Annotated in this window: 12 protein-coding genes and 1 pseudogene; 8 read left to right on the forward strand and 5 right to left on the reverse strand. The window is 65.8% G+C overall.

Annotated elements, in window-relative coordinates:
* Positions 1 to 465: recombinase family protein (locus tag CLV67_RS47690; protein WP_211304174.1), on the reverse strand; the 465-nt coding region annotated here is incomplete at its 3' end.
* Between the two features lie 509 nt (positions 466 to 974).
* Between CLV67_RS47690 and CLV67_RS47695 the strand changes: the two are divergent.
* Both CLV67_RS47695 and CLV67_RS47700 read left to right on the forward strand, forming a co-directional pair.
* Positions 975 to 1,351: pseudogene (locus CLV67_RS47695) on the forward strand (transposase family protein); the annotation flags it as partial.
* A gap of 103 nt (positions 1,352 to 1,454) precedes the next feature.
* A complete protein-coding gene (locus CLV67_RS47700) occupies positions 1,455 to 2,669 on the forward strand; it encodes an ISAs1 family transposase (protein WP_239166788.1) in 1,215 nt (404 codons plus the stop codon).
* Between the two features lie 55 nt (positions 2,670 to 2,724).
* Here CLV67_RS47700 and CLV67_RS47705 read toward each other — a convergent pair whose 3' ends face one another.
* Both CLV67_RS47705 and CLV67_RS47710 read right to left on the reverse strand, forming a co-directional pair.
* Positions 2,725 to 6,069 (reverse strand): NACHT domain-containing protein, encoded by a 3,345-nt coding sequence (locus CLV67_RS47705; protein WP_170154275.1) that lies wholly within the window; start codon positions 6,067 to 6,069, stop codon positions 2,725 to 2,727.
* A 380-nt stretch (positions 6,070 to 6,449) separates the two neighbouring features.
* Positions 6,450 to 6,740, reverse strand: a complete 291-nt coding sequence (locus tag CLV67_RS47710) for a hypothetical protein (protein ID WP_106330622.1) — start codon at positions 6,738 to 6,740, stop codon at positions 6,450 to 6,452.
* A gap of 155 nt (positions 6,741 to 6,895) precedes the next feature.
* Between CLV67_RS47710 and CLV67_RS47715 the strand changes: the two genes are divergently transcribed.
* Positions 6,896 to 7,498 carry a response regulator transcription factor gene (locus CLV67_RS47715; RefSeq protein WP_106330623.1) on the forward strand — a complete coding sequence of 201 codons (603 nt, stop codon included), beginning with the start codon at positions 6,896 to 6,898 and terminating at the stop codon, positions 7,496 to 7,498.
* 7 nt (positions 7,499 to 7,505) lie between these two features.
* On the opposite strand, the gene CLV67_RS47720 is transcribed toward CLV67_RS47715, so the two are convergent.
* Positions 7,506 to 10,052 (reverse strand): tetratricopeptide repeat protein, encoded by a 2,547-nt coding sequence (locus CLV67_RS47720; protein WP_146169605.1) that lies wholly within the window; start codon positions 10,050 to 10,052, stop codon positions 7,506 to 7,508.
* A 433-nt stretch (positions 10,053 to 10,485) separates the two neighbouring features.
* On the opposite strand from CLV67_RS47720, the gene CLV67_RS47725 reads away from it, so the two are divergent.
* The 3 genes from CLV67_RS47725 (at position 10,486) to CLV67_RS47735 (ending at position 16,973) form a co-directional block, all read left to right on the forward strand.
* Positions 10,486 to 11,310, forward strand: a complete 825-nt coding sequence (locus CLV67_RS47725) for an IS5 family transposase (RefSeq protein WP_106330677.1) — start codon at positions 10,486 to 10,488, stop codon at positions 11,308 to 11,310.
* 7 nt (positions 11,311 to 11,317) lie between these two features.
* Complete coding sequence (locus CLV67_RS47730; RefSeq protein ID WP_106330625.1) at positions 11,318 to 11,725, forward strand: hypothetical protein; 408 nt, start codon at positions 11,318 to 11,320, stop codon at positions 11,723 to 11,725.
* Between the two features lie 616 nt (positions 11,726 to 12,341).
* The gene (locus tag CLV67_RS47735; RefSeq protein ID WP_170154276.1) at positions 12,342 to 16,973 is read left to right on the forward strand and encodes an ATP-binding protein; all 4,632 of its coding nucleotides are present in this window, start codon (positions 12,342 to 12,344) and stop codon (positions 16,971 to 16,973) included.
* Between the two features lie 784 nt (positions 16,974 to 17,757).
* Here CLV67_RS47735 and CLV67_RS47740 read toward each other — a convergent pair.
* A complete protein-coding gene (locus CLV67_RS47740; protein WP_346265178.1) occupies positions 17,758 to 18,267 on the reverse strand; it encodes a recombinase family protein in 510 nt (169 codons plus the stop codon).
* 94 nt (positions 18,268 to 18,361) lie between these two features.
* Here CLV67_RS47740 and CLV67_RS47745 point away from each other — a divergent pair, with 94 nt between their 5' ends.
* Together CLV67_RS47745 and CLV67_RS47750 are read left to right on the forward strand one after the other, a co-directional pair.
* Positions 18,362 to 18,916 (forward strand): RNA polymerase sigma factor, encoded by a 555-nt coding sequence (locus CLV67_RS47745; RefSeq protein WP_106330628.1) that lies wholly within the window; start codon positions 18,362 to 18,364, stop codon positions 18,914 to 18,916.
* Positions 18,913 to 19,710: a hypothetical protein gene (locus tag CLV67_RS47750; RefSeq protein WP_146169607.1), complete on the forward strand. Its 798-nt coding sequence runs from the start codon at positions 18,913 to 18,915 to the stop codon at positions 19,708 to 19,710. The genes CLV67_RS47745 and CLV67_RS47750 overlap by 4 nt, the downstream gene beginning before the upstream one ends.

Here is a 19,710-nt window from a genome sequence, read left to right on the forward strand (position 1 = left end):
ACCCTGCTCCCGCACCTGCGCACTCATCGCCGCCCGCACCCGAAACCGCGTCCGCAACACCTCCCGCTGCGACTGATGCCCCAACATCAACAACAGCGCCCGATGATCAGCACTGTCCAGATCGACCGGACCCTCCGCCTCCGGCAGCCACACCTGCACCCCACGCGCCTGCAGCTGTTCAATCACCCGGCGGGCCTCACCACCGCCGGCGAACGCCCGCTCGAACTCCGCCACCACCACCGCATCAAACCCGCGATCCGACGCCGCTACCGCAGCCAGCAGAGCAGCGGCCGCAGGCCGCTTGTGCCAGGGCAGGCTCCGCGACGCGCCCGAATCGAAGAACTCCACCACGATCCGACCCCGACCCGCGACCACCCGCTGCGCCGACTCCACCTGCCACGCCCGCGACGACACCGCATCCTGATACTCCGCCGTCGAAATCCGCCCGTAGAACGCGAACCGCAACCCGCCATGAGCCAGCGGTCGCACGCGACCTCGCGCCCGTGGTTTCGACGGGTCGGCCTGTAGCCAAGCGTCGAACGAACCAGCCGATGGAGTCGAAGACAGGGAAGACGGCATCACAGATCACCTCATGCAGAGACGAACCAGCCACTAACTCATCGATACCCGACTCCACCGACCACCGTCGCCGCCCGATCGAGCAACCTCACCCCCACCACGCTCACCACAAACCACGACACCACTCCCCCGAGCCAGCCAACCGCCTCGGGGCACCACCATGAGCCGAATCACGCCAACATGTCCGCCAACCAACCTCGGTCGGGCGGAATGCGGCAAAAGAGGGAGCTTGTATGGGCGGTCCCGATGACGCGAAAGGTGAGCGTATACCCGGGTAAAGTTCGCCAGTCGGAAGCGAACGCCAGCCTCCCGGAAAGACCTTAGTAGCTCGTCGACCCGAGCGAGTGCCCTAGCTCGTGGGTCATCGTCATCCTGGTACAGCGTCCACGCGTTCGGCCCTACCCGGACCTGTCCCCCATGACCTGACCGCTCCCCGCAGTCCTGGCATCATCGACGCTCTGACCAGCGCAGACGTCACGACTTTCGCCGATAAGGGCTACCAAGGCGCCTGCGGCAGCGTGCGCACCCCGTTCAAGCGGCGCCGCTTCCGGCCGACGCTGTCACGCGGGCAGAAGGCGATCAACCGGACGCACGCCAAGATCCGCGCTCGCTGTGAGCGGGCGATCGCAACGCTCAAGACCTGGAGGATCCTGGCCAGGCTGCGTTGCTGCCCCGCCGCGCGACCGCGATCGTGCGGGACATCCTCGTGCTGCACCATGTCGAGACCCAGGGCTGTTGCGTTCTCGGGGGCGGACGCTCTGAGCTGGGATGATGTCGAGTGATCGGCCTATATGGAGGCGGATGGAGCGGGTGAAGCCCTCAAGGTGATCATGGAGTTCTTCACGCTGCACGACCACCGAGGACTCCACCCGCCGATGGCATCATCTCTGATCTGCGTACTGACCGTGACAACCCCTGGCATCGACACGCCACCCCCGTCGGTCACCGACGGTGAACGCGGCGGGCTCCTGGCCGCCGTGAGCCTGGTCCCGGACCCGCGTAACCCTCGCGGGGTGCGATATCCGCTGGCAGCGTTGCTGGCCGTCGCGGTCTGCGCGGTCCTGGCCGGCGCCACCTCCTTCACGGCGATCGCCGACTGGTTGTACGACCTGGACAAGCCGGATCAGCAACGGCTCGGGTTCGACCGGGGCGTGCCGGCCGGCACCACGGTGTGGCGGCTACTGACCCGCCTTGACGACGTCCTGGTCAGCAGGGTGCTGGCCGGCTGGCTCCGGGCCCGCACACCGTCACTCGCCGTTCCTCGGCCGTGCCGCTACCGGACCGTGATCGCCGTCGACGGTAAAACGCTGCGGGGTGCCCGGCTGGCCGACGGCCGTCAGGTGCCCCTGCTGTCCGCGCTGGACACCAGCACCGGCATCGTCCTCGCCCAGGTCACGGTGGACACCAAGAGCAATGAGATCCCGTCGTTCACCCCATTGCTCGACGCCGTGGAGAACCTGCTGGGCGGCCTTGCTGGGGTGCTGTTCGTCGCCGACGCCCTGCACACCCAGACCGGCCATGCCGAGCAGATCACCCGCCGCGGAGCGCACCTGTTGCTGCAGGCCAAAGGTAACCAGCCCACCCTTCACGCCCAGCTCAAGGCCGTTCCCTGGGCGCAGATCCCGGTCGGTGACCGCACCCGCGACCGTGGTCACGGCCGCAAGGAGACCCGCACGGTCAAGGCCGTCACCCTGCACACCCCGGGCGGGATCGCGTTCCCGCACGCCCGGCAAGCCGTCCGGATCACCCGGACCCGCACCGTCGAGGGCAAGACCAGCCGGGAGACCGCCTACCTGGTCACGTCCCTGCCCGCTGCCGACGCTCAGCCCGCTGACCTGCAGAAATGGGCCAGATCGGAGTGGCTGATCGAGAACCAGATCCACCATGTCAGAGATGTCACATTCCGTGAGGATCTTCATCAGGCCCGGACCGGCACCGGACCCGCCGTCATGGCAACCCTACGTAACACCGCGATCGGCTGGCACCGCATCAACGGCGAAACCAACATCGCCCGCGCCAACCGACGCGCCGACCGCCGTTCAAACGACCTCATCACGGCCGTGACCAGCAACTACCCGAACACGCAATAGCCCTGTGTCGAGACCACCCGCTAGGCAGGATGAAAAAGGCTCAGTAAGCGAGGCCCTATTGCGGTCCTAAAACACGGATAGGCTGCTGCAGCGCAAGCAATAGCACCTTGCAACTGAAACGCATGAGCCCATTCTCCGGGTCACCAAGCCGCTGCGCCAAGGCGTTGGCGTCGTTGCTGGACAATAGGTGATGATTGCCGGGAAGTAACGCCCAACGCCGGAGGCGGCCAATCCGGCCGTCGCGCAGTAGTGCCCCGAACGCCACACCAGCAGCCCTCCGATCGATGGCATCAAGCTGGGTAATCGCTTCCATACGGGTGGATGCTTCCGCTGCACTCGTCGCAATCGGTTCGAGGACGGACCGGGCGTCGTCGGCGGGCAGCACCGGTGCGGTCGTGATACGCAGTGCCTCCGGCGTGTTTTTCGCTCGTGCCAGCCCGGCGAGGTCTGCTTGCAGATCCGTTGACATCCACTCGGCCTCCCCGAAATACAAGCCCATCTGGAGGTTAACGAGAGTGCGGCTTGCCTCGACCCTTACCTCAGTAGGCGCCTGTTTGTCTGCCATGAGCTCGCTGAGCAGATCCGTGTTGTTAAGTAGCCTCAGCGCCTCGGTTGCGGCCTCCAACCGCACCCCCGGCGACGTGTCGGCTCGGGCAAGCCGGTAAAGTACCTGGCGCCCTATCGGCGACTCGACGGTGATAAGACCGGACGCGGCTCGAACTCGATGTGACGGATCACATTGTGGGTCATCTGCGATGTGCTGTAGCCATGTCACGCCGCGGGTGTCGGCCATCAGCCCTAGCGCGACCGCCGCATAGATGGATTCGATTGAAGACTTCGCTCGCAGCATGCGCCTATATAGCCATCTCCGGGAAGAGTCGTCCCCGTTAGCGGCAAGCAGGTACCGGTACTCCATTCGCTGACCGAACGACCAACGGCTTCGTCTGATCAAGACGGACAGCCGCTGCATCGCTTCAACTTGTCCAGTGCGGAGCAGGCCGGCTAATGCTTCTGCCTCCAAGACCGGGTCGAGGTGGCCGTCGAGCAGCCAGGTCAGCGCCTCTGGGCGGCCGAGCGCGGCAAGGCGCCGGGCCGCAGCGAGCCGGACATGGGCCTGGCCGGGCTGACGGGACAGGCGGGTAAGTGGCGCCAAGTCGCCGAGGTCGGCACAACGTGCCGCAGCGGTATACGCCATAGGGTACGAGGGGTAGGTGTCAACGATCGCAGTGAGGGCGGTGGCCGCCGCCGGATCGCGTCGGTCGAACAGGGCGACCGCGGCGGCGTATGTCGCCGCTGCGGTACCGGCGCCCGCGGTTCCGAGTTCGCGGAGTCGGCCTGGATCACCCACATCGGCGAGTGCGCTGGCAAGACGTACCCGATGATGAGGATTTACGTCTGTCGCTTCTGCCATCGCGCGCAGCGCGCCGAGATCCCCACCCTCGGCGAGTTGGACGGCCGCTGCCGTCCGATCTGCCTCGCTGGCGCGGGCGTCAGCGAGGCGCTGAATCAGTGCCTGCCGGGCCAGCACGCCTAACGGCTGTCGCGGAATGGAAAGATGAATGTCGAGCAAGTCGGGGGCCTTCAGCCCGGCGCGATCCCGCAACGCGTCGGCGATCCAGGCATGGACAACCTCATCGGAACTCCCCGCAATGGTACGTAGCAGTTCGTGGCCGGTTGTTGGATCGACATCGGCGACTCGGTCGGCGACCAGCGCACGCGCCCAGGCGGACACTGCCGGGTCTGAGGCAAGTCGGCACATCCCTTGAAGCACGTCGGCGTCGAGACTGAGTTCACCGAGGATGCGCAGGGCCTCTGGGGCCTGCTCGGACTCTCGCTCGACGTGTCGAAGCAAGCGCCGGACGATGTGGTCGCGAGTCCGTGAGGAGACAACAACACCGTCGGCGAGTAGGTCGCCGGCGGCGACCGGTTCGTCACGACCGAGCAGATCGTTGACCAAGGCATCGGCGTCAGACCGGCGGGCCAAAGTGAAAGCAGCTCGAGCTCGGGTGACCGGGTTGATCGCCTCATTCATCCACGCTTCCTCATCGAACTCAATGCCCGCAGCGTCATTGTTCTCGGTCGAGAGAAACTCGGCGAAGCTTCGGTGGACGAAGACCACCCGGTCTCGACGCAGTGTGCACACACCCGTCGCCAGGAGCAGGTCCCGCAGCAGGCGGTCGCCGTCCGGGGCGATCCGGGTCAGGTCGTTCGGGCCGTTCGCCCGGATCCAGCCAGCGGCGATCTCGGTCAGGCGTACATTAGGGTCCGCGAGCCAGGCGACGCCGCAGGCGCTCAGCAGGCCACCGACATGTCGGTGAATATCGGAACAGAGCCAGTCGGCCGCCTCCTTGCCCGAGGTTCCTCGCGACAGTAGGTCCGGTTCGATTGCCTCCCGGAAGCGTTCCAGCGACTGCCGTCCGTCAAGGAGATGATCGACAAACCTGCGATACAGGGATGCCCGGCTCGAGGGCAGCTTTCGATCATCGGTGTGCTCATAGACGATGGCTGCGATTGTGGCCAGCAACGGCACACGTACCACCGGGCCAAGCCTGGCTCCAGCCAGGCGAGCGAGGAAGCGGTCCGCAGTTTCATCTGCGCGGCGCCGGTCGTCAGGAAACCGGGCTGTGAACCATCGGTGGGCGAACTCGTCAAGTTCTCGACGATCGAAGTTGCGCAGGTCGTAGGCGCCAACGGTCGACCCGCTGAGCTCGGCAAGCTCTGGCCCAGCTAACGGACGCGAGGTAACCAGAATCCGGTAAGGACCTACGCCGACAAGGAGATCACGAATACGCCAAAGTGCATCGGAGCGTTCTCGTGCGGAGACGACCTCGTCCAGCCCATCAATCAGGACTCGCCAGTAGTGGCCTCGTCGTGGTGGCCGTTCGAAGATCTCGGCAGGAACGTCGACGCCAAGATCACGATACACCACCTCGGAAAGAGCCTTGGACAGCGGGCGCCCGGCCAGGTCTGCTGCGGGAAGTATGACAGCGATGTCACCGTCAGCACGGCTGGCCAGGTCACCAGCTACAGCTGCAAGAAAGGTGGACTTGCCCGCACCCGCGTCACCGAGCAGCACGGCATGCCTGTGCGCGCTGAGAATCTGGCCCGCCTGGATAGTCCGGGTCTTCTCCCGCTCCTCCGGGACTCCACCGGCGGTGGCGCGGGGTCGCACATAGAGGTCGGTCAGCGCGGGCACGTGCTCGCCGAAAAAGCGGTAACGATGCCGACCCGAGTCAGCACGCTGGGCATCCAACAGAGCAACAAGCCGGGGATCACGACGGCGGCGGCGCGCGCCGGTGCGGACGGCGATCCAGAGAGTAAGCAGCGCACAGACGGCACCCACGATGGACGCAATCTTGTCCCCTGTGTCGAGGAAAGAGCCAAGCTGCGCCATCGGCATCGATGTTAGTTTCAGACCGCTGGAGGGTCGAGGTGGTACAGGCGGAACTCTACGCATCAATGTCGGCACTCTGTCCGGCGTCGCCCTGGACACCAACGCCCTATTCGCACGCTTTGATGTCCCGGAGGCATACTCGAGCCGATTCCCCGAGACGAAACGGCACACATTCTGCGCGAAGCCGGACTACAGGCCGCCGCTGATGCCCTGGCCGGCAGCAACGATCTCGGGACGTGGCATCGGCCCGCACTCGGGACGCCGCCGAAAATCGCGTCCAACCTTCTTCGCGCTTCGTGGATGCTGTATCAATACGCGGACCTCCTGCGGCGCCGACATCTCGGGCCCTGGCCAGTGGCGACAGGGCCGTCGGGGGGGGCGGCTGATCAGCTGTTGACCTCCGCGTGTCGCCACTGCGCCATGACGACCAGCACGGACAGCCCCCACTCGGCCTCGTCGAAGCCGTAGTCGACGATCAGGGTCTGCATGACCAGGTCCTCGTGGTCCTCATCGCTTGCCGGTGCGGAGTCGGCTGTCTGCTCGATGACGTCCCAGATCGTCGCATAGTCGTCCGGGTGAACTGTGATGCGTGCGCGACGCGCCTCTTGCAGGATCTGCTCGTCGCGATCACTAATTGCGGCGAACGGTGGAATCCCGAAATCGCTGTCATTGCCCAACGTCGAGCCTCACTTTCATGCTCATCCTGGTCAACGCTAGGACGGCTTCGGCGTGACAAACCATGACGGCGTCGCGGGACTCTCCGACAGCTTGTGGCAGTGTTCTGCCTGGCATCCGCGGGCCGAGATGACCATGTCCTCTTACGCTCATCGCCATGTTGCTCGCGGTCGTCGATCCACTACCGATGTACTGCCGCGGGATCGCCACGGTGCTGTCCGCCGCCGGCCACATCGTGGAGCAGCCAGGTGAGCCGCTGGCCTGGGGCCGGCAGGACGACAGGATGATGCTGCTGACGCTGGACGCGGTACCGAGCTGGGATCTGCTTCACCAGCTGGGTTCGGCAGGCGGCGGATGTCCGGTCATCGCGGTTCTGACCGACGACTCGGTGGCCGCCGGCCTGACGGCGGTGCGCGCCGGCGCGCAGTCCGTGGCCGCCCGGCAGATGGATGAGGCAACGCTGGTCGCCACCGTCGACGCCACACGCGCCGGGCAGGCCGTGGTGCCAGCTGAGGTGCTGGCTGCTCTGATCGGCGGCGCCGATCCGGAGACCCGCCAGCTGACCGCTGACCAGCAACGCTGGTTGCGTCAGCTGGCCGCCGGGATGACGGTGGCGCAGCTCGCGGACCGGGCTGGCTACTCGGAGAGAGCGATGTTCCGGTTGCTGCAGGCGTTGTACCGCCAGCTCGGCGTCCGCACTCGCATCGAGGCGGTCATCCGTGCCCAGCAACAAGGCTGGCTGCTGCCGACCAGTAGGTAACCGGGTCTCACCTGACCGGGGGCAGTACCGAGTCCGGGATCAGCGAGCTGAGTACTGGCTGCAGCCGGGCGCGGTCGGTCCGGGGCCCGGCCATCGTCGCGACCAGAAAGGCGAGGTAGCGGGCATGGCCTTCGGCCGGGACTTGGCCGTTCTGCCGCAGGGCCCCGAACGCTTCCACCGCGGCGTCGATGGACGGGCCGCCGGGCTGCAGCGACAGCCCGCACAGCGCGAGGCCGGCGAGTTCCCAGGCGGCGGCATCGTTGGGATCCTGCTCGATGCGCAGTTTCGCGCTGAAGAAGACTCGGTCGAACGCTTGACGGGCTTCAGTACGCCGTTTCATTCGGTGCAAGGCGACCGCGCGCAGCGCGGTCGCCATCAGTGACCGTTCCGTGTCGCGGTAGCGTTCGGCCAGGGTCGCTTCGCGCCGCGCGCGGTGCCACTGCTGCTTGCGCAGCCGTACGGTGCAGATCGTCAAGCGAGCCTGCAGCGCGGTGAACGCGTCGTGATTGCGCAGCGCCAGCTCCAGGGCCTGCCGGGCGCAGGAGAGCGCGTCGTCGTCACGCCCCTGGGCGAAGCGGACATCGGCGAGAGCGTCGAGGCTGATCGCCCGCAGGGCGTCGTCGCGATGCCGTTCGGCGAGCGCACGGGCCTCGTCGACGACACGCTGAGCGGCGTCGGTCTGCTGCGTGTCGAGGTACAGGCGGGCAAGCCGGCCTGCCACCGAAACCCGTTGCGGAGACAGTTCCTCCGTGGCGTCGTAGGCCATCTGCATCGCGGTGACCGCATCGCCGAATCTGGCCCGCCGGCGGGCGCATCGTGCGAGGCCCTGCCACGCGCTGGCCTGCACGACCGGATCCTCCGGCGCTAGGTCGCGGGCTTGCGTGAACGCCTCACCTGCGCTGTCCGCTGCGCCCCGGGACCAGGAGATCCAGCCGAGGTGCAGCCGGGCCTTGGCCTCGATCGAGGCGATGCCACCGCCCAGTTCCAGGACACTGCGAAAGTGTGTCTCGGCGCGGGAGAGGTCACCGGCTCGGTGGCTCAGATAGCCGAGGACGAGGTAGTTACGGGGCCGCAGGTCGAGGCGGATCCGCTCAGCGACCTGCTCCCGGCGTTCGTGCAGCCGCTGGTCGGGCCGACCAGTGTCGGCGCCACGGTCGATGGCGCGGATGGTGCGATACGCCGTCCCGTACGAGCCGGCACGCAGGTGTGCGTCCACCTCCGGGAAGAAGGCCACCGGGTCGATGTGCGGGGCTTGGCGAAGCCGCTGGCGCCGGTTCTTGAGCTGGTCGGCGGCGTAGAGCAGCAGCCACCTGATCCGGGCGGCCTCGTCCGGGGCGGTGTCGTCACCGCAGCGCAGGGCGCGTAGCGCCTCCTCGTGTGGCAGAAAGTACCGTCCGTCGACGCAGCGCACCACGTGACGGCTCAGCCGGTCGAGCTCGTCCTGGATGTCACCCGGATCGACCTTCTCGGCCTTTACGTTGTTGACCACGGCCGTGATCTCGTCGGCGTCCGCGGGGCAGGCGAAAGCGGCGAGAGCCTCGTACACGCGCTTGCCCGCCGGGTTGAGCGCCGTCAGGAGCTGATCGAGCAAGCGTTCCCGGATGTGCGTGACGGTGTCGTCGTCCTGCACCCAGGCGTGCACCTTCTGCTCAAGCTCCGATGCTGGTACCCCTTTCGCGGGGTCGGCGATCGCGTCGAAGACCTCTGCCAGCCGCAGCTGCCTGCCCAGGTTGCGCCACAACCGGCGCAACTGGTCGTCGCCGAGTGATGCAGCCATCCGGTGCGCGTTGCCCGGCCGTTCCAGCGCGATCGCCTTGAAAAAGTCGAACGGCAGCCCGAGTACCTTGATCGGTTTGCGGGGCAACCACTTCTCGTGCGTGCCGGCACTGCGGGGCTGGACCTTGGTCACCAGAATGATCTTCACGCGATGGCAGCGGGCTGTGGCTACCGCCTGGAACGCCTCGTCCAGCGCGAGATCCACCACATGACAATCCTGGTCGAGCAATTGCTCCGCGTTGTCCAGGACGATGATCGCCCGTTGTCTGCGGTAGCGGGTCAGGGTCTTCTCCAGCCGGCCCAGCGTAGACTCGTCGAAGGGCGGGCCCCAGCTTCCTGAGTCATCGCCACCGGCATCGAGGTCGCGCAGCAGAGTATGCACTGAAGGGTGGTACGTCGTGGTCACCTCGTGTGGGTGAACGGTGAGCCTGAGCTTCGACTCCCACAGCACGCGGTTGACCAGCTGGGTCTTACCGACTCCTTCGTCACCGCTGACCACGATCACCCGGGTCCGCTGGCTGCGCAGAGCCCGGTGCAGCTGGGCGCGATTGTCGGCGCGATCCACCAGGTGCGGGCCGGAATCGGTCGTCGCCCGCACCGAGGTGCCGAGTGCCGGTATGGCGGCGCGAACGGGTTTCACCACGGTGGACACGGCGACCAGCGCTGCCACGATGCTGCCGAGTTTGTCGCCGACGTCCAGAAAGGCGTCCAGGGCGCTCCCGATGGTCTCTGGCAGCAGCTGCGCAACCTTCGACAACACGCCCATCCACAGTGCCATCGCGATGATCAGACAGACGCCGCCGACGGCAAGCCGTATCTTGTATCGCCTGGCCCAACCCACTCCGTCATCATGAGGTCACGGCGAGTCGCGCGGAATGGGCTTACCGGATGATGGCATCGATGGATGCGGTTCGAGCTTGGTGCCCCACCTCGGCCGCATCCCGGCGTTCCCACTGCCCGTCGACACCGACTTGGGACACCGCCGGAGGTCGCGCCCGAGATTCTCCGTGCTTCGTGGCTGCTGTGTCAGCACGGACCTCCTGCGGCGCGCCGCAGTCTCTGAGAGGGCGGTTCGAGATCCTTCGGGTTGATCTATGTGTTGGGTCCGTTTGGAGAGTGTTCCGCGGGTTCGCTGTAGATAGTGATCACTCGATGGCGCGAAGGATGAACCGTGGTCACGACTGGTCGTGGAGCTGCGCCGTTGGCTGGTCATGGAGGATCGCAAGCGGTATCCCAGCGACGTCACCGATGAGCAGTGGGCGTTGATCGGCCCGTTCCTGGACGCCTGGAGATCCCGGCGGATCTCGGTCGCGGGACGCCAGGGCGAACAGGATCTGCGGGAGGTCGTGAACGCGATCCTGTATCAGAACCGGACCGGTTGCCAGTGGGCCTATCTGCCGCACGACCTTCCGCAGAAAGCGGTGACCTACTACTACTTCGCCCTGTGGCGTGACGACGGCACCGACCAGACGATCCATGACCTGCTGCGCTGCCAAGCACGGGAGAAGGCCGGCCGCACCGAGGATCCGACCGCGGTCATCCTGGACACCCAGTCGATCCGGGCCGCGAACCACGTGCCCGCGGCCACCACCGGCAAAGACGCCGGCAAGAAGGTGCCCGGCCGCAAACGCGGCCTGGCCGTGGACGCTCTCGGCCTGATCATCGCCGTGATCGTGACCGCCGCGTCCGTCAGCGACAACCAGATCGGGATCCGCCTGCTGGACGAGGTCGCCGAACACACCCCGACGGTGACCCGCGCCTTCGTCGATGCCGGGTTCAAACAGGACTTCGCCCTGCACGGCGCGGTGCTGGGCATCGACGTCGAGGTCGTCACACGATCCGACATCCGGCCCGGGTTCGTGCCGGTGAAGAAGCGGTGGCTGGTCGAGCAGGTCAACGGCACCCTGATGCTGCACCGCCGGCTGACCCGCGAATACGAAAGCCGACCCGAATCCAGTGTGTCGCGCACGCTCTGGGCCTCGACGGCCAACATCGTGCGCAGGCTGACCGGCGCCGTCACCGCGACCTGGCGGTGAACCGCCGATGCACCTGGCCGCGATCCTCGACCTGATCGCCGAACGAGAGACCACCACAGCTCAGACCGCCGACCGGCTCCGCGAACAGATCACCACGCTCACCACGCAACTCGCCCGCCTCGACAGCGAACTGGCCGATCTGGCAACCACCCGGACCACCCTGCGGGGCCTTGCCGCCGACCAGTTCACCGACGAGGACCCGACCATCGCCAGCGCCCCCTACCAGCAGATCCTCGCCGTCCTCGTCGCGAACCCGGCTGGCATGCGGGCCAGAGACATCTGCCTCGCCGTCGGCGTCGACCCCGCCCCGAAACACGTCGAAGGCGCCCGAGCACGACTCAAACGCATGGTCAGCCGCAAGATCCTGACCGAGAACGAACCCGGAATCTTCGCACTCACCCCGAAACGGACCTAACCTTCCCTACCACCCTCTGACCTAACCAGTGGCGGCAGTCGTACTCGATGTGGCACTCCCTGTTCGACGGCACCCTCACGCCCGACTCCGAACAGTCGCTGCATGTGCTGTGGCACACCTGCGTGACCCGCGGCCATGCCGCGTTGGCACAGCTCGGCGGGCCACGTTCTCATCGGGCCTGCCCTCGACGACGCATCCGCTGTCGGCGACCTCGTTCTCGGGGGAACCCTGGTCGAAGTCAAGGCAACCGGCTGTGGTTCGCATACCGGTAGGGATTGAAGAGCCCTACTCAGTGATCCGGTCGGCGCGTGGGCTCCTGAGCAGCGAAAACGAGTGACCGTGCCCGGAAGGGCGACGATCAGCTGGTCTACACGGTTATACGCACGCTGGTGGTGACGACATCGTCGTTGCGGCGGGTCGCCACCACATACGTCTGGTCGTACTCTTCGGGTCAGATCCGCCGTGACGTCGACTACCTGTAACCCTCGTCCATGGTCACGCACGCGTTCGGCATCAAGGCGCCTTTGCAGTACTAAGCTCTCCCGGTTCGGGCAAGGCGAAGTGGCAGGGGGAGCAAAGGATGCGGGGACGTTTCGGATCTAGAGTCCCACCAAAAGTGACCTCTGCCGGCGGCGGAGTAGCCGGTAAGCTCGGCGACCGCTACGAGGCTTGGTGGACCATCTTCCGAGGTGTGCTTCCGGTCTTGGACGGTGAGTTCACGGCTCTTCGAGTCGAGGAACCAGGTTATGACGCTATCGAGTTCCGGTTGCTCGGTGGCCAGGACGACGCTCGCGATGAAGCGCACCAGTGCAAGAACTCCGACAGTGGCAGTTGGACGGTAGCCCGGTTGAAGACCGCCGGGTTCCTCGATGAGGTTGCGCGACTCACCGACCGTGACACCCTCGTCAAATTTGTCTCACCGTCCTCGTCCCTTCTTTCGCCGATGGCCAAGAAGGCGATCCGGCTGCCGTTTTCGGCATGGCAAGAGGACCTCAGCAAGTCGGAAGAGACCGCACGCGACGACCTCGAGCGGGAATGGGGTGTCACCGCAGACGTCGTTCACCGCCGGTTGCGGCTGCTGGAGTTTCACACGATCGACGAGACCACACTGCGCGACGCTGTTCTCGCCCAGGTCGCCAAGACGATGGAGGGCGATCCCGTTAAGGCGGTGGCGTTCCTCCGCACTGTGGTCGAGGACAACTTGGGTGGGGCGCCTCTCACTGCCCAACTGCTCTGGGCGAAGCTTTGGCAGAAGGGCCACCCGCCACGGCTGGGCACCGACACTGCCATCTCCGAGAAGTTGCGTGGGGTAGTCCGCCACTATTTGGAACAGGTGGATTTCGCCCGGCCGCCCGGAATGCCTTTGATCCCGCGCGCCGAGACCGATCGCATCGTTCAACGGTTGCAGGCCGGCGACGGGCCGACTGTGGTCGCGCTTGTCGGCCGTCCCGGGACCGGGAAGACTTCGGTGCTGGCCGAGGTCTGCCGAAGGCTAGCTCCAGAGGTCCTGGTAGGTGTGCTCCGTTTGGACCTGGCCGAGCCTGTGCCGACCGCGGCCGCGTTGGGCCGACAGGCTGCTATCGGCTTCGGCGAGGCGCCAGCGGTTGCCATGGGTCGGGCGGGGACCGACCGCGGCGCCGTACTAGTCATCGATCAGGTCGACTCGGTCTCCAGCCTTTCGGGACGCGACCCCGCGCTGCTTTCTGCGCTGCGTGAAGTGATGGCTCAGGCGTGGGCATCAGAAGATCTCAAGGTGCTCCTCGCTTGCCGCTCGGAGGACCTGCGGCACGACAGTGCATTACGCCGAGCGTTGCGGCTGTCGCCCTCGGAGTCTCGGGTCGGCGGCGACGAGGCCGACATCGAAACTATCGATCTAGGGGATCTGACCCCCGACCAAGTGCAATCGGTGCTGGACCGATCAGGTTTGAGTTACGGCGAAGCACCACGTGCGCTGCGTGAACTCCTCAGGAACGCCTTCAACCTGGCATTGTTCGCCCGCCTCTACGAACAGGCGGACGAACTGGAGCGGGAACGGCTGTCGGCGTTCCGCACGAAGCTCGACCTCGTGGCGGAGTATCACAATGACCTTGCGCGTCGGCTGGGCAGGTCCCCCGGCGGTGGCGACTATGCTGCCACCGCTGTGCGGCTCGCGCGCTACTTGAGCAACCGAGGAGTGCTGTCCGCCCCGGAGTCGGTCTTGGCCGACGTTCCTATGGCGGTCGACCTGATGGTTCACCACGGTGTCCTCATCAGGGAGGGACGTCGCCTCCGCTTCATTCACGAGACGCTCCTGGAATTCCTGATCGCTCTCGGGCTGCGCCAGTTGGGCACGTCGGTCGCGCAACTACTTGCCGACGGGCCCCAAGAACTTCTGCGGTCAGGTCAGGTCCGCGCGCTGCTGGCACTCGGCAAGGCCGAAGACACGCCCGCCAACCACCTCGCAGACCTGAGGAACGCACTCAACCGTGAAGGTCCTCGCTCGCATATACGTGCAGCCGTCTTCTCGATGCTGGGCGAGTACCGCTCGGTGACCGACAGCGAGTTCGATCTCGTATTCGACAGAGCGTTCGATCCGGTCGACCCGCTCCGCTACCAGGCACGCAGAACGTTAGCGTCTCCTCCCTTCGCCCCGGGCATGGGGAGCAGAGAAGTACCGGACTTCCTTGCATCCCGAATGTCCGGCCAGGCACGGGTACCAGCAAATCGCTACCAGCGAGCGTTGGCGGATCTGCAGGAGAGCGAGATCATCAACCTCCTGCGGCAGTTGACCAGAACCAGTCCCGACACGACCGCCCGAGCGGTCTGGTCTCTGGCCGATGAGCCGGCTGCCCTCGGCAGAACAGTCAGCGTGCTACTCGACATCGTCTTCCTGGCTGGGCCGTCGGACGACGGCAGCAGTGTCCTCGAACTCTTCCGGCGGACGCTCGGCTCGGTCGGCGCGCTAGCCACCTCGGCCCCGCAGGACCAATTGGCCGATCAGGTCATTCCGTTCGTCTTCCACGACCACGGCGTGCACGCACTATCGACGATCGTGCAGCAGTACCCGAATCACGGCGCCGCCGCGATCGCCGCCTGGCTCGAGACGGCCGAACGCATCTGCCTACACCGAGGAACTCGCGGTCTCTTCCAAGATCTGGATGACAAAGCCATCCTCGATCGCCGGCAGACCGGCCTGAACATATTCGCCATGAGTGCCCACCAAGGGCCTGTTTCGTTCGTGAAGGCGGTCCTGCCCATCTTGATTCGGGACTGGCAGCGGACCGCGAAGCCGTCATACGGATGGCGCCCGGCAGCAGCCGCAGCCGACGTCCCAGGCCTGTGGTCGCCGTATATTGGCCTCATACCCACCGCTCATTCGCTTCACGGTGAGATCCGTGAAGCCTTGCACCAGGCCATGCAGCTGGGGGCCCAGACCAATGCCGGCGAACTCGCCCCAGCCATTCGACCGCTGCAAACCAGCGATCTTCTTCCTGTCCACGAAGCACTCAGCCACGCCTACGAGCACGCCACAGGCCCCTTGGTCCAGGATGCGGTGGCCTGGTTGTCAGACCCTCGGCTGACAGGTCTGAATCGCTACCTGACCGCAGGCTGGGCATGGGGAGCGGTCCTTGCACGAGTCGCTGAGCAAGGCGATCCCAACACGGCGATCGACATCTACGAAACGGCATTTCCACCAGCCGCAACACCGGCCGATGCCTTCGAGCGCATGGTGGCGCTCGTACTTATGAAGCGAAGCAACGCCGTGCCCCTGCCAGCCTCACTCAACCATGACGTGGAGGCCTGGGAAAGAGAGATGGGCCCAGTACCAGCCTCACCTGTCCGCGATCTCACCTTTTCGCCACGGGAACGACGGACAACCAGTCTCTTGGACGCCGAAGCCACGGACGAACAGTGGTTGGACTTCATCGGCTCAGCTACCCACTCGGGCGACGAAGAGGGCACCATGGTTCTGCTCGACCAGGCCAGCAAAAGGCCCGAACGCTTCGCGCAGTTGCTAATCAACGCGCCGACGGTTGCACCACAAAGTGGTGGCGTCGTCCTGCGCGGCATCAGCGAAGGCATCGACCGACTTGATGCCTCAGGACGGGAAACGGTCGTCCGGCTCTTGGAGACACCCGGCGTCCGCGGTCTTGCGGACACCCACGGCATGGACGTCCTTCGGCTTATTCAGCACTGTGCATTCTGGCCGTTGCCGCCGAACGTCATCTCCCTAGTCCCCCAGATCTTCGCCGCTGGTGAGAGCACCGAACTCGGCGTGAGCTTTGACGGCAACGCCGGCGACCGACTCCTCTTCCAAGGCTTGAACAGTATCCGGGGCGCTGCCGTAAATACGGCCGGCGCCCTCCTGCACTTCAGCGAGGATCGGACTCAGCGGCTCTCGCTACTCCAAGGCATGATCACCGCTGCCACAGTCGACATTGACGAGTCAGTACGGATCTTCGGTCCGTACCTGCTCCCCGTTCTTCTAGCAGAGGAGCCCATTGAGTACGTCGTGAAGGCCCAAGACTGGTTGGCCAGAGCCACCGACGCGGTTCTGCACAGCCCGAACCTCGGCCGACTGATCTGGGCCACAAGCAAGGACCAGCCAGCGCTCGCGCACGACTTCCTCGTCCGGATGCTCACCTCAGCCGATCCTGCCGTACGCCAACGGGCCGGGAACCTCACCGCACTTCTCGCGGTAAGAACGACTCCACTCGCCGCCGGCAACGACCCGTACTGCCTAGATGCGGCGCTGGCCGATACTGCGGCACGCAGAGGAGTCGCGGATTACCTGGCCCAGCTGATCGACGATCTAACCGACATCGACCTGCTCTGCCGCCTGGCCGACGACGAAGACGACGAAGTCCGCGAGAAGGCGGTCGACTTCCTGCGGTTCACAGGCCTTCCCCTCACTGAACACGCCGCCACGCTGCAACGGATGGCCCAGACGCGGGCCTTCGCCGAACATCCGAGCAGCCTCCTGTACGCCATCAACCAACGTCAGGACGAAATTCCAGAGTCGGTGCTGAAACTGTGCGAGACGTGGGCACAGCACTGGGTCATCTCAGCAGGCGACATCTCCACACAAGCGGCCGCAAGCGGCTACTACGTAGCCGACATCGTATTCTCGATCTATGCACGCGAACTACCCGGGAGTGACGCCCGGCGGCGTTGCCTAAACCTCATCGATACCTTCGTCGAGCTCGGCGTAGGCGACGCCGAAGCCAAGAGCGAGAACATCGCCTACCAGGTCGTAACCGACTCATGAGGTTAGGCAGACACCGATCTGCCCTGCTACACCTGCCCATGCTGGCTGACCTGCTGCGATCTTCAATAAAAAGGAACCCGTCCGGGTTAATTTCTCCCGGACGGGTTCCTCGTGAACTATGTGAGTGGAATAGTGCTAGATAGCAGTATGTTATTGTGGGCATTGGTGCGTGTCGATCCTCGGACACAACCTGATACCCAACAGTGCGCGGCAAGACTTACATCTGCCCGCACCGTTTTTGTTCCGCCAGATAGGTCAGCCGCAGCCTGAGGTTGCGGTACACCTCGAACTTCTCCTCCGGTGTTGCCTTCCTGAGCACGCCCACCATGCCGCCGACCTCGTCGAACAGCTCAGCGATCTCATCGGCAGACAGTTAAGCCGGGCCCTCCGCCCTATCTTGCAGAGGGCCGGTCTGAAGTTGAGCGAGAATCAGCTTCCGCTCGTGCTGAGTCTCGGCGATCCATGTCGTCACCACTGCGGGGTCCGCACCCGCGTCCAATGCCGCCCGGTAGCGGGCGAGCTTCGCATCACAGCCAGCCAATGTCGGTCGTCCAAGGCCGGAACCAGAAGGTCTTCCCGCAGCAATACGGACCGGGGGTGCTCCACTCGGCTGGCGAGGGCGTACTCGAGGGGGTACCGGCAGCGGAAGTAGGCGATGCCGTTGGAGTGCTGGCCTGCATCTTCCGCCCGCAGACACCGCAGCGAACCAGGCTCTTGAACACGTACGGGTGCCGAGACCGGTACGTACGCCTGGGGCTGGTGTTGGTCCGCGCTCGTGTCGTCATCATCTGCTGCGTCTGGTCGAAGGTTCCTGCGAGACGAGGGGCTCGTGGACGATCTTCTCGGGCTTGACCCACTGATCTTTCTCGTTCCACTTCGTGACGGCGGCGTACCCGAGGGCAACGTCATTGACGTCCGGCAGCCACTCCTGTGTGCGCTGTTTGTTCCAGATCTGCCCTCCGGTGTAGCGGACGTTGGTGAGGATCACGCGCACCGCGCTCTTGGCCGAGGCCAGCCCGTCACGATGCTTGTTCCGCGCGCGGTCGTACGCCGAAGGGCACGGGATGTCGTCACGGGTCAGACTCTCGGCGATGGCGAACATCCCGTACCCGCCCAGGTCCATCGCGAAGATCCGCTGCACGATCGGCACGGTCTGGGGACCGGGTCGAGTCCGTGCAAGCGCCTGCCGTCGGCGGCCTCGGCAGGGTAGGGATGCGGGCCCAGGTCCTTGAGCTTGTAGCCGTACGGCGGGCCCGCCGCCTTCCACCCGTTCTGTCGGATCGTCTCTGACCACCGCGCGGGGCCGGTTGCACCTGTGGAAGGCCGTAACCCGCTGAGAAATCTCGGCTCGGCCGGAAACATGGTCGCCGTTATCGACATGCTGTGGTGTGACAGAGATCCGGGACCGGCAACGCTATGAGGCGGTATACGCTCGCACCTACACCGACCTCGTGCGGTTCGTGGTCCGGCGAGGGTGTCCGTCCGACCAGGCGGAGGACGTCGTGGCCGAGGCCTTCGCGGTGGCGTGGCGGCGGCTAGCGGATCTGCCCGGGGACTCCGGCGAGGCCCGCGCCTGGCTCTTCGGCATCGCCCGGCGGCTGCTTGTGGCCAAACAGCGGGCCGACACCCGGGGGCACGAGCTCTCGGTCCGGATCGCCGGACAGGTCGCCGTCGAGGGGCCGGCGCTGGCCCACGACGATCTCGTCGCTACCTCGGTCGATCTGGTGCAAGCCTGGAATCGGCTCACCCCGGCGCATCAGGAGGCGCTCAGCCTGTCGGTCTGGGAAGGGCTGACCGGGGCGCAGGCTGCGCAGGTGCTGGGTATCTCGCCGCTGGCCTTCCGGATACGCCTCAGCCGGGCCCGGCGGGTCCTGATGCGCAACCTCGTGGCAGCCGACAGTGGGCGGCTGCCCATGACCAGTAAAGGAGGTTCGGTGCGATGACTCTTGACGATCAGCTTCGGCGCCACGATTCTGCCCGTGACGTCCCGGAAGACCTGGGCCGGGCGCCTCGCGCAGCGGCCACGCTGGCCCGGGTGACCGCGACGGCGCCCGGGAACGGACCGCGCCCGGTTCACCGCAAGCGGGCTGCCCGGTTCGCGCTGGCCGCGGTCGTGGTGGTGGCGGGTCTCGTCGTCGCCCCGGTCCTGGGCACCGATGAAGCGGCCCTCGGGTCCTGGGAGCCCGACCCGCGCCCGGCCACGGGACGGGAGGGGGCTCACTACGCCGCGGAATGCGCCGAGTGGACCGGGGCGGCCGCCGACTACGAGCCGAAGGTGATCGAGGTGCGCGGCACCTGGGTGATGACCTACCTGGTGTCCGCAAACGGTGAGGCGCAATGCCTGCGGTCGACGGAGCCTGCGTCCGGCTTCGTCGATGGGGCCAACCAGTCGATGTCCGGTCCGCTCCTGCAGACGCCGGCAGCGAACGGACTGGCCACGACCGGTGTGCTGGAGACGTCCGCCGGGCTCTCCAGCACCACCTACTTCATGGTCGCGGGCAAGGTCGGTACGAGAGTCACCGAGGTCGTCTTCGCGTCACAGGGCATGCAGGTGCGGGCGACCGTCCGCAATGGCTATTTCACGGCCTGGTGGCCGCGGCGGAAGCCAGCCAGTATCGCCGGGCGGCTACTCGACAACACCGGCTACAACGGCTCACCCAATCCCGACGTGACCCTTACTCTCAGCGACGGCGAAATCATCACCCGGCCCATCAAGGAGTACGACGCCAACCGCTGA

Source organism: Actinoplanes italicus (assembly GCF_003001815.1).
Taxonomy (GTDB): Bacteria; Actinomycetota; Actinomycetes; order Mycobacteriales; family Micromonosporaceae; genus Actinoplanes; species Actinoplanes italicus.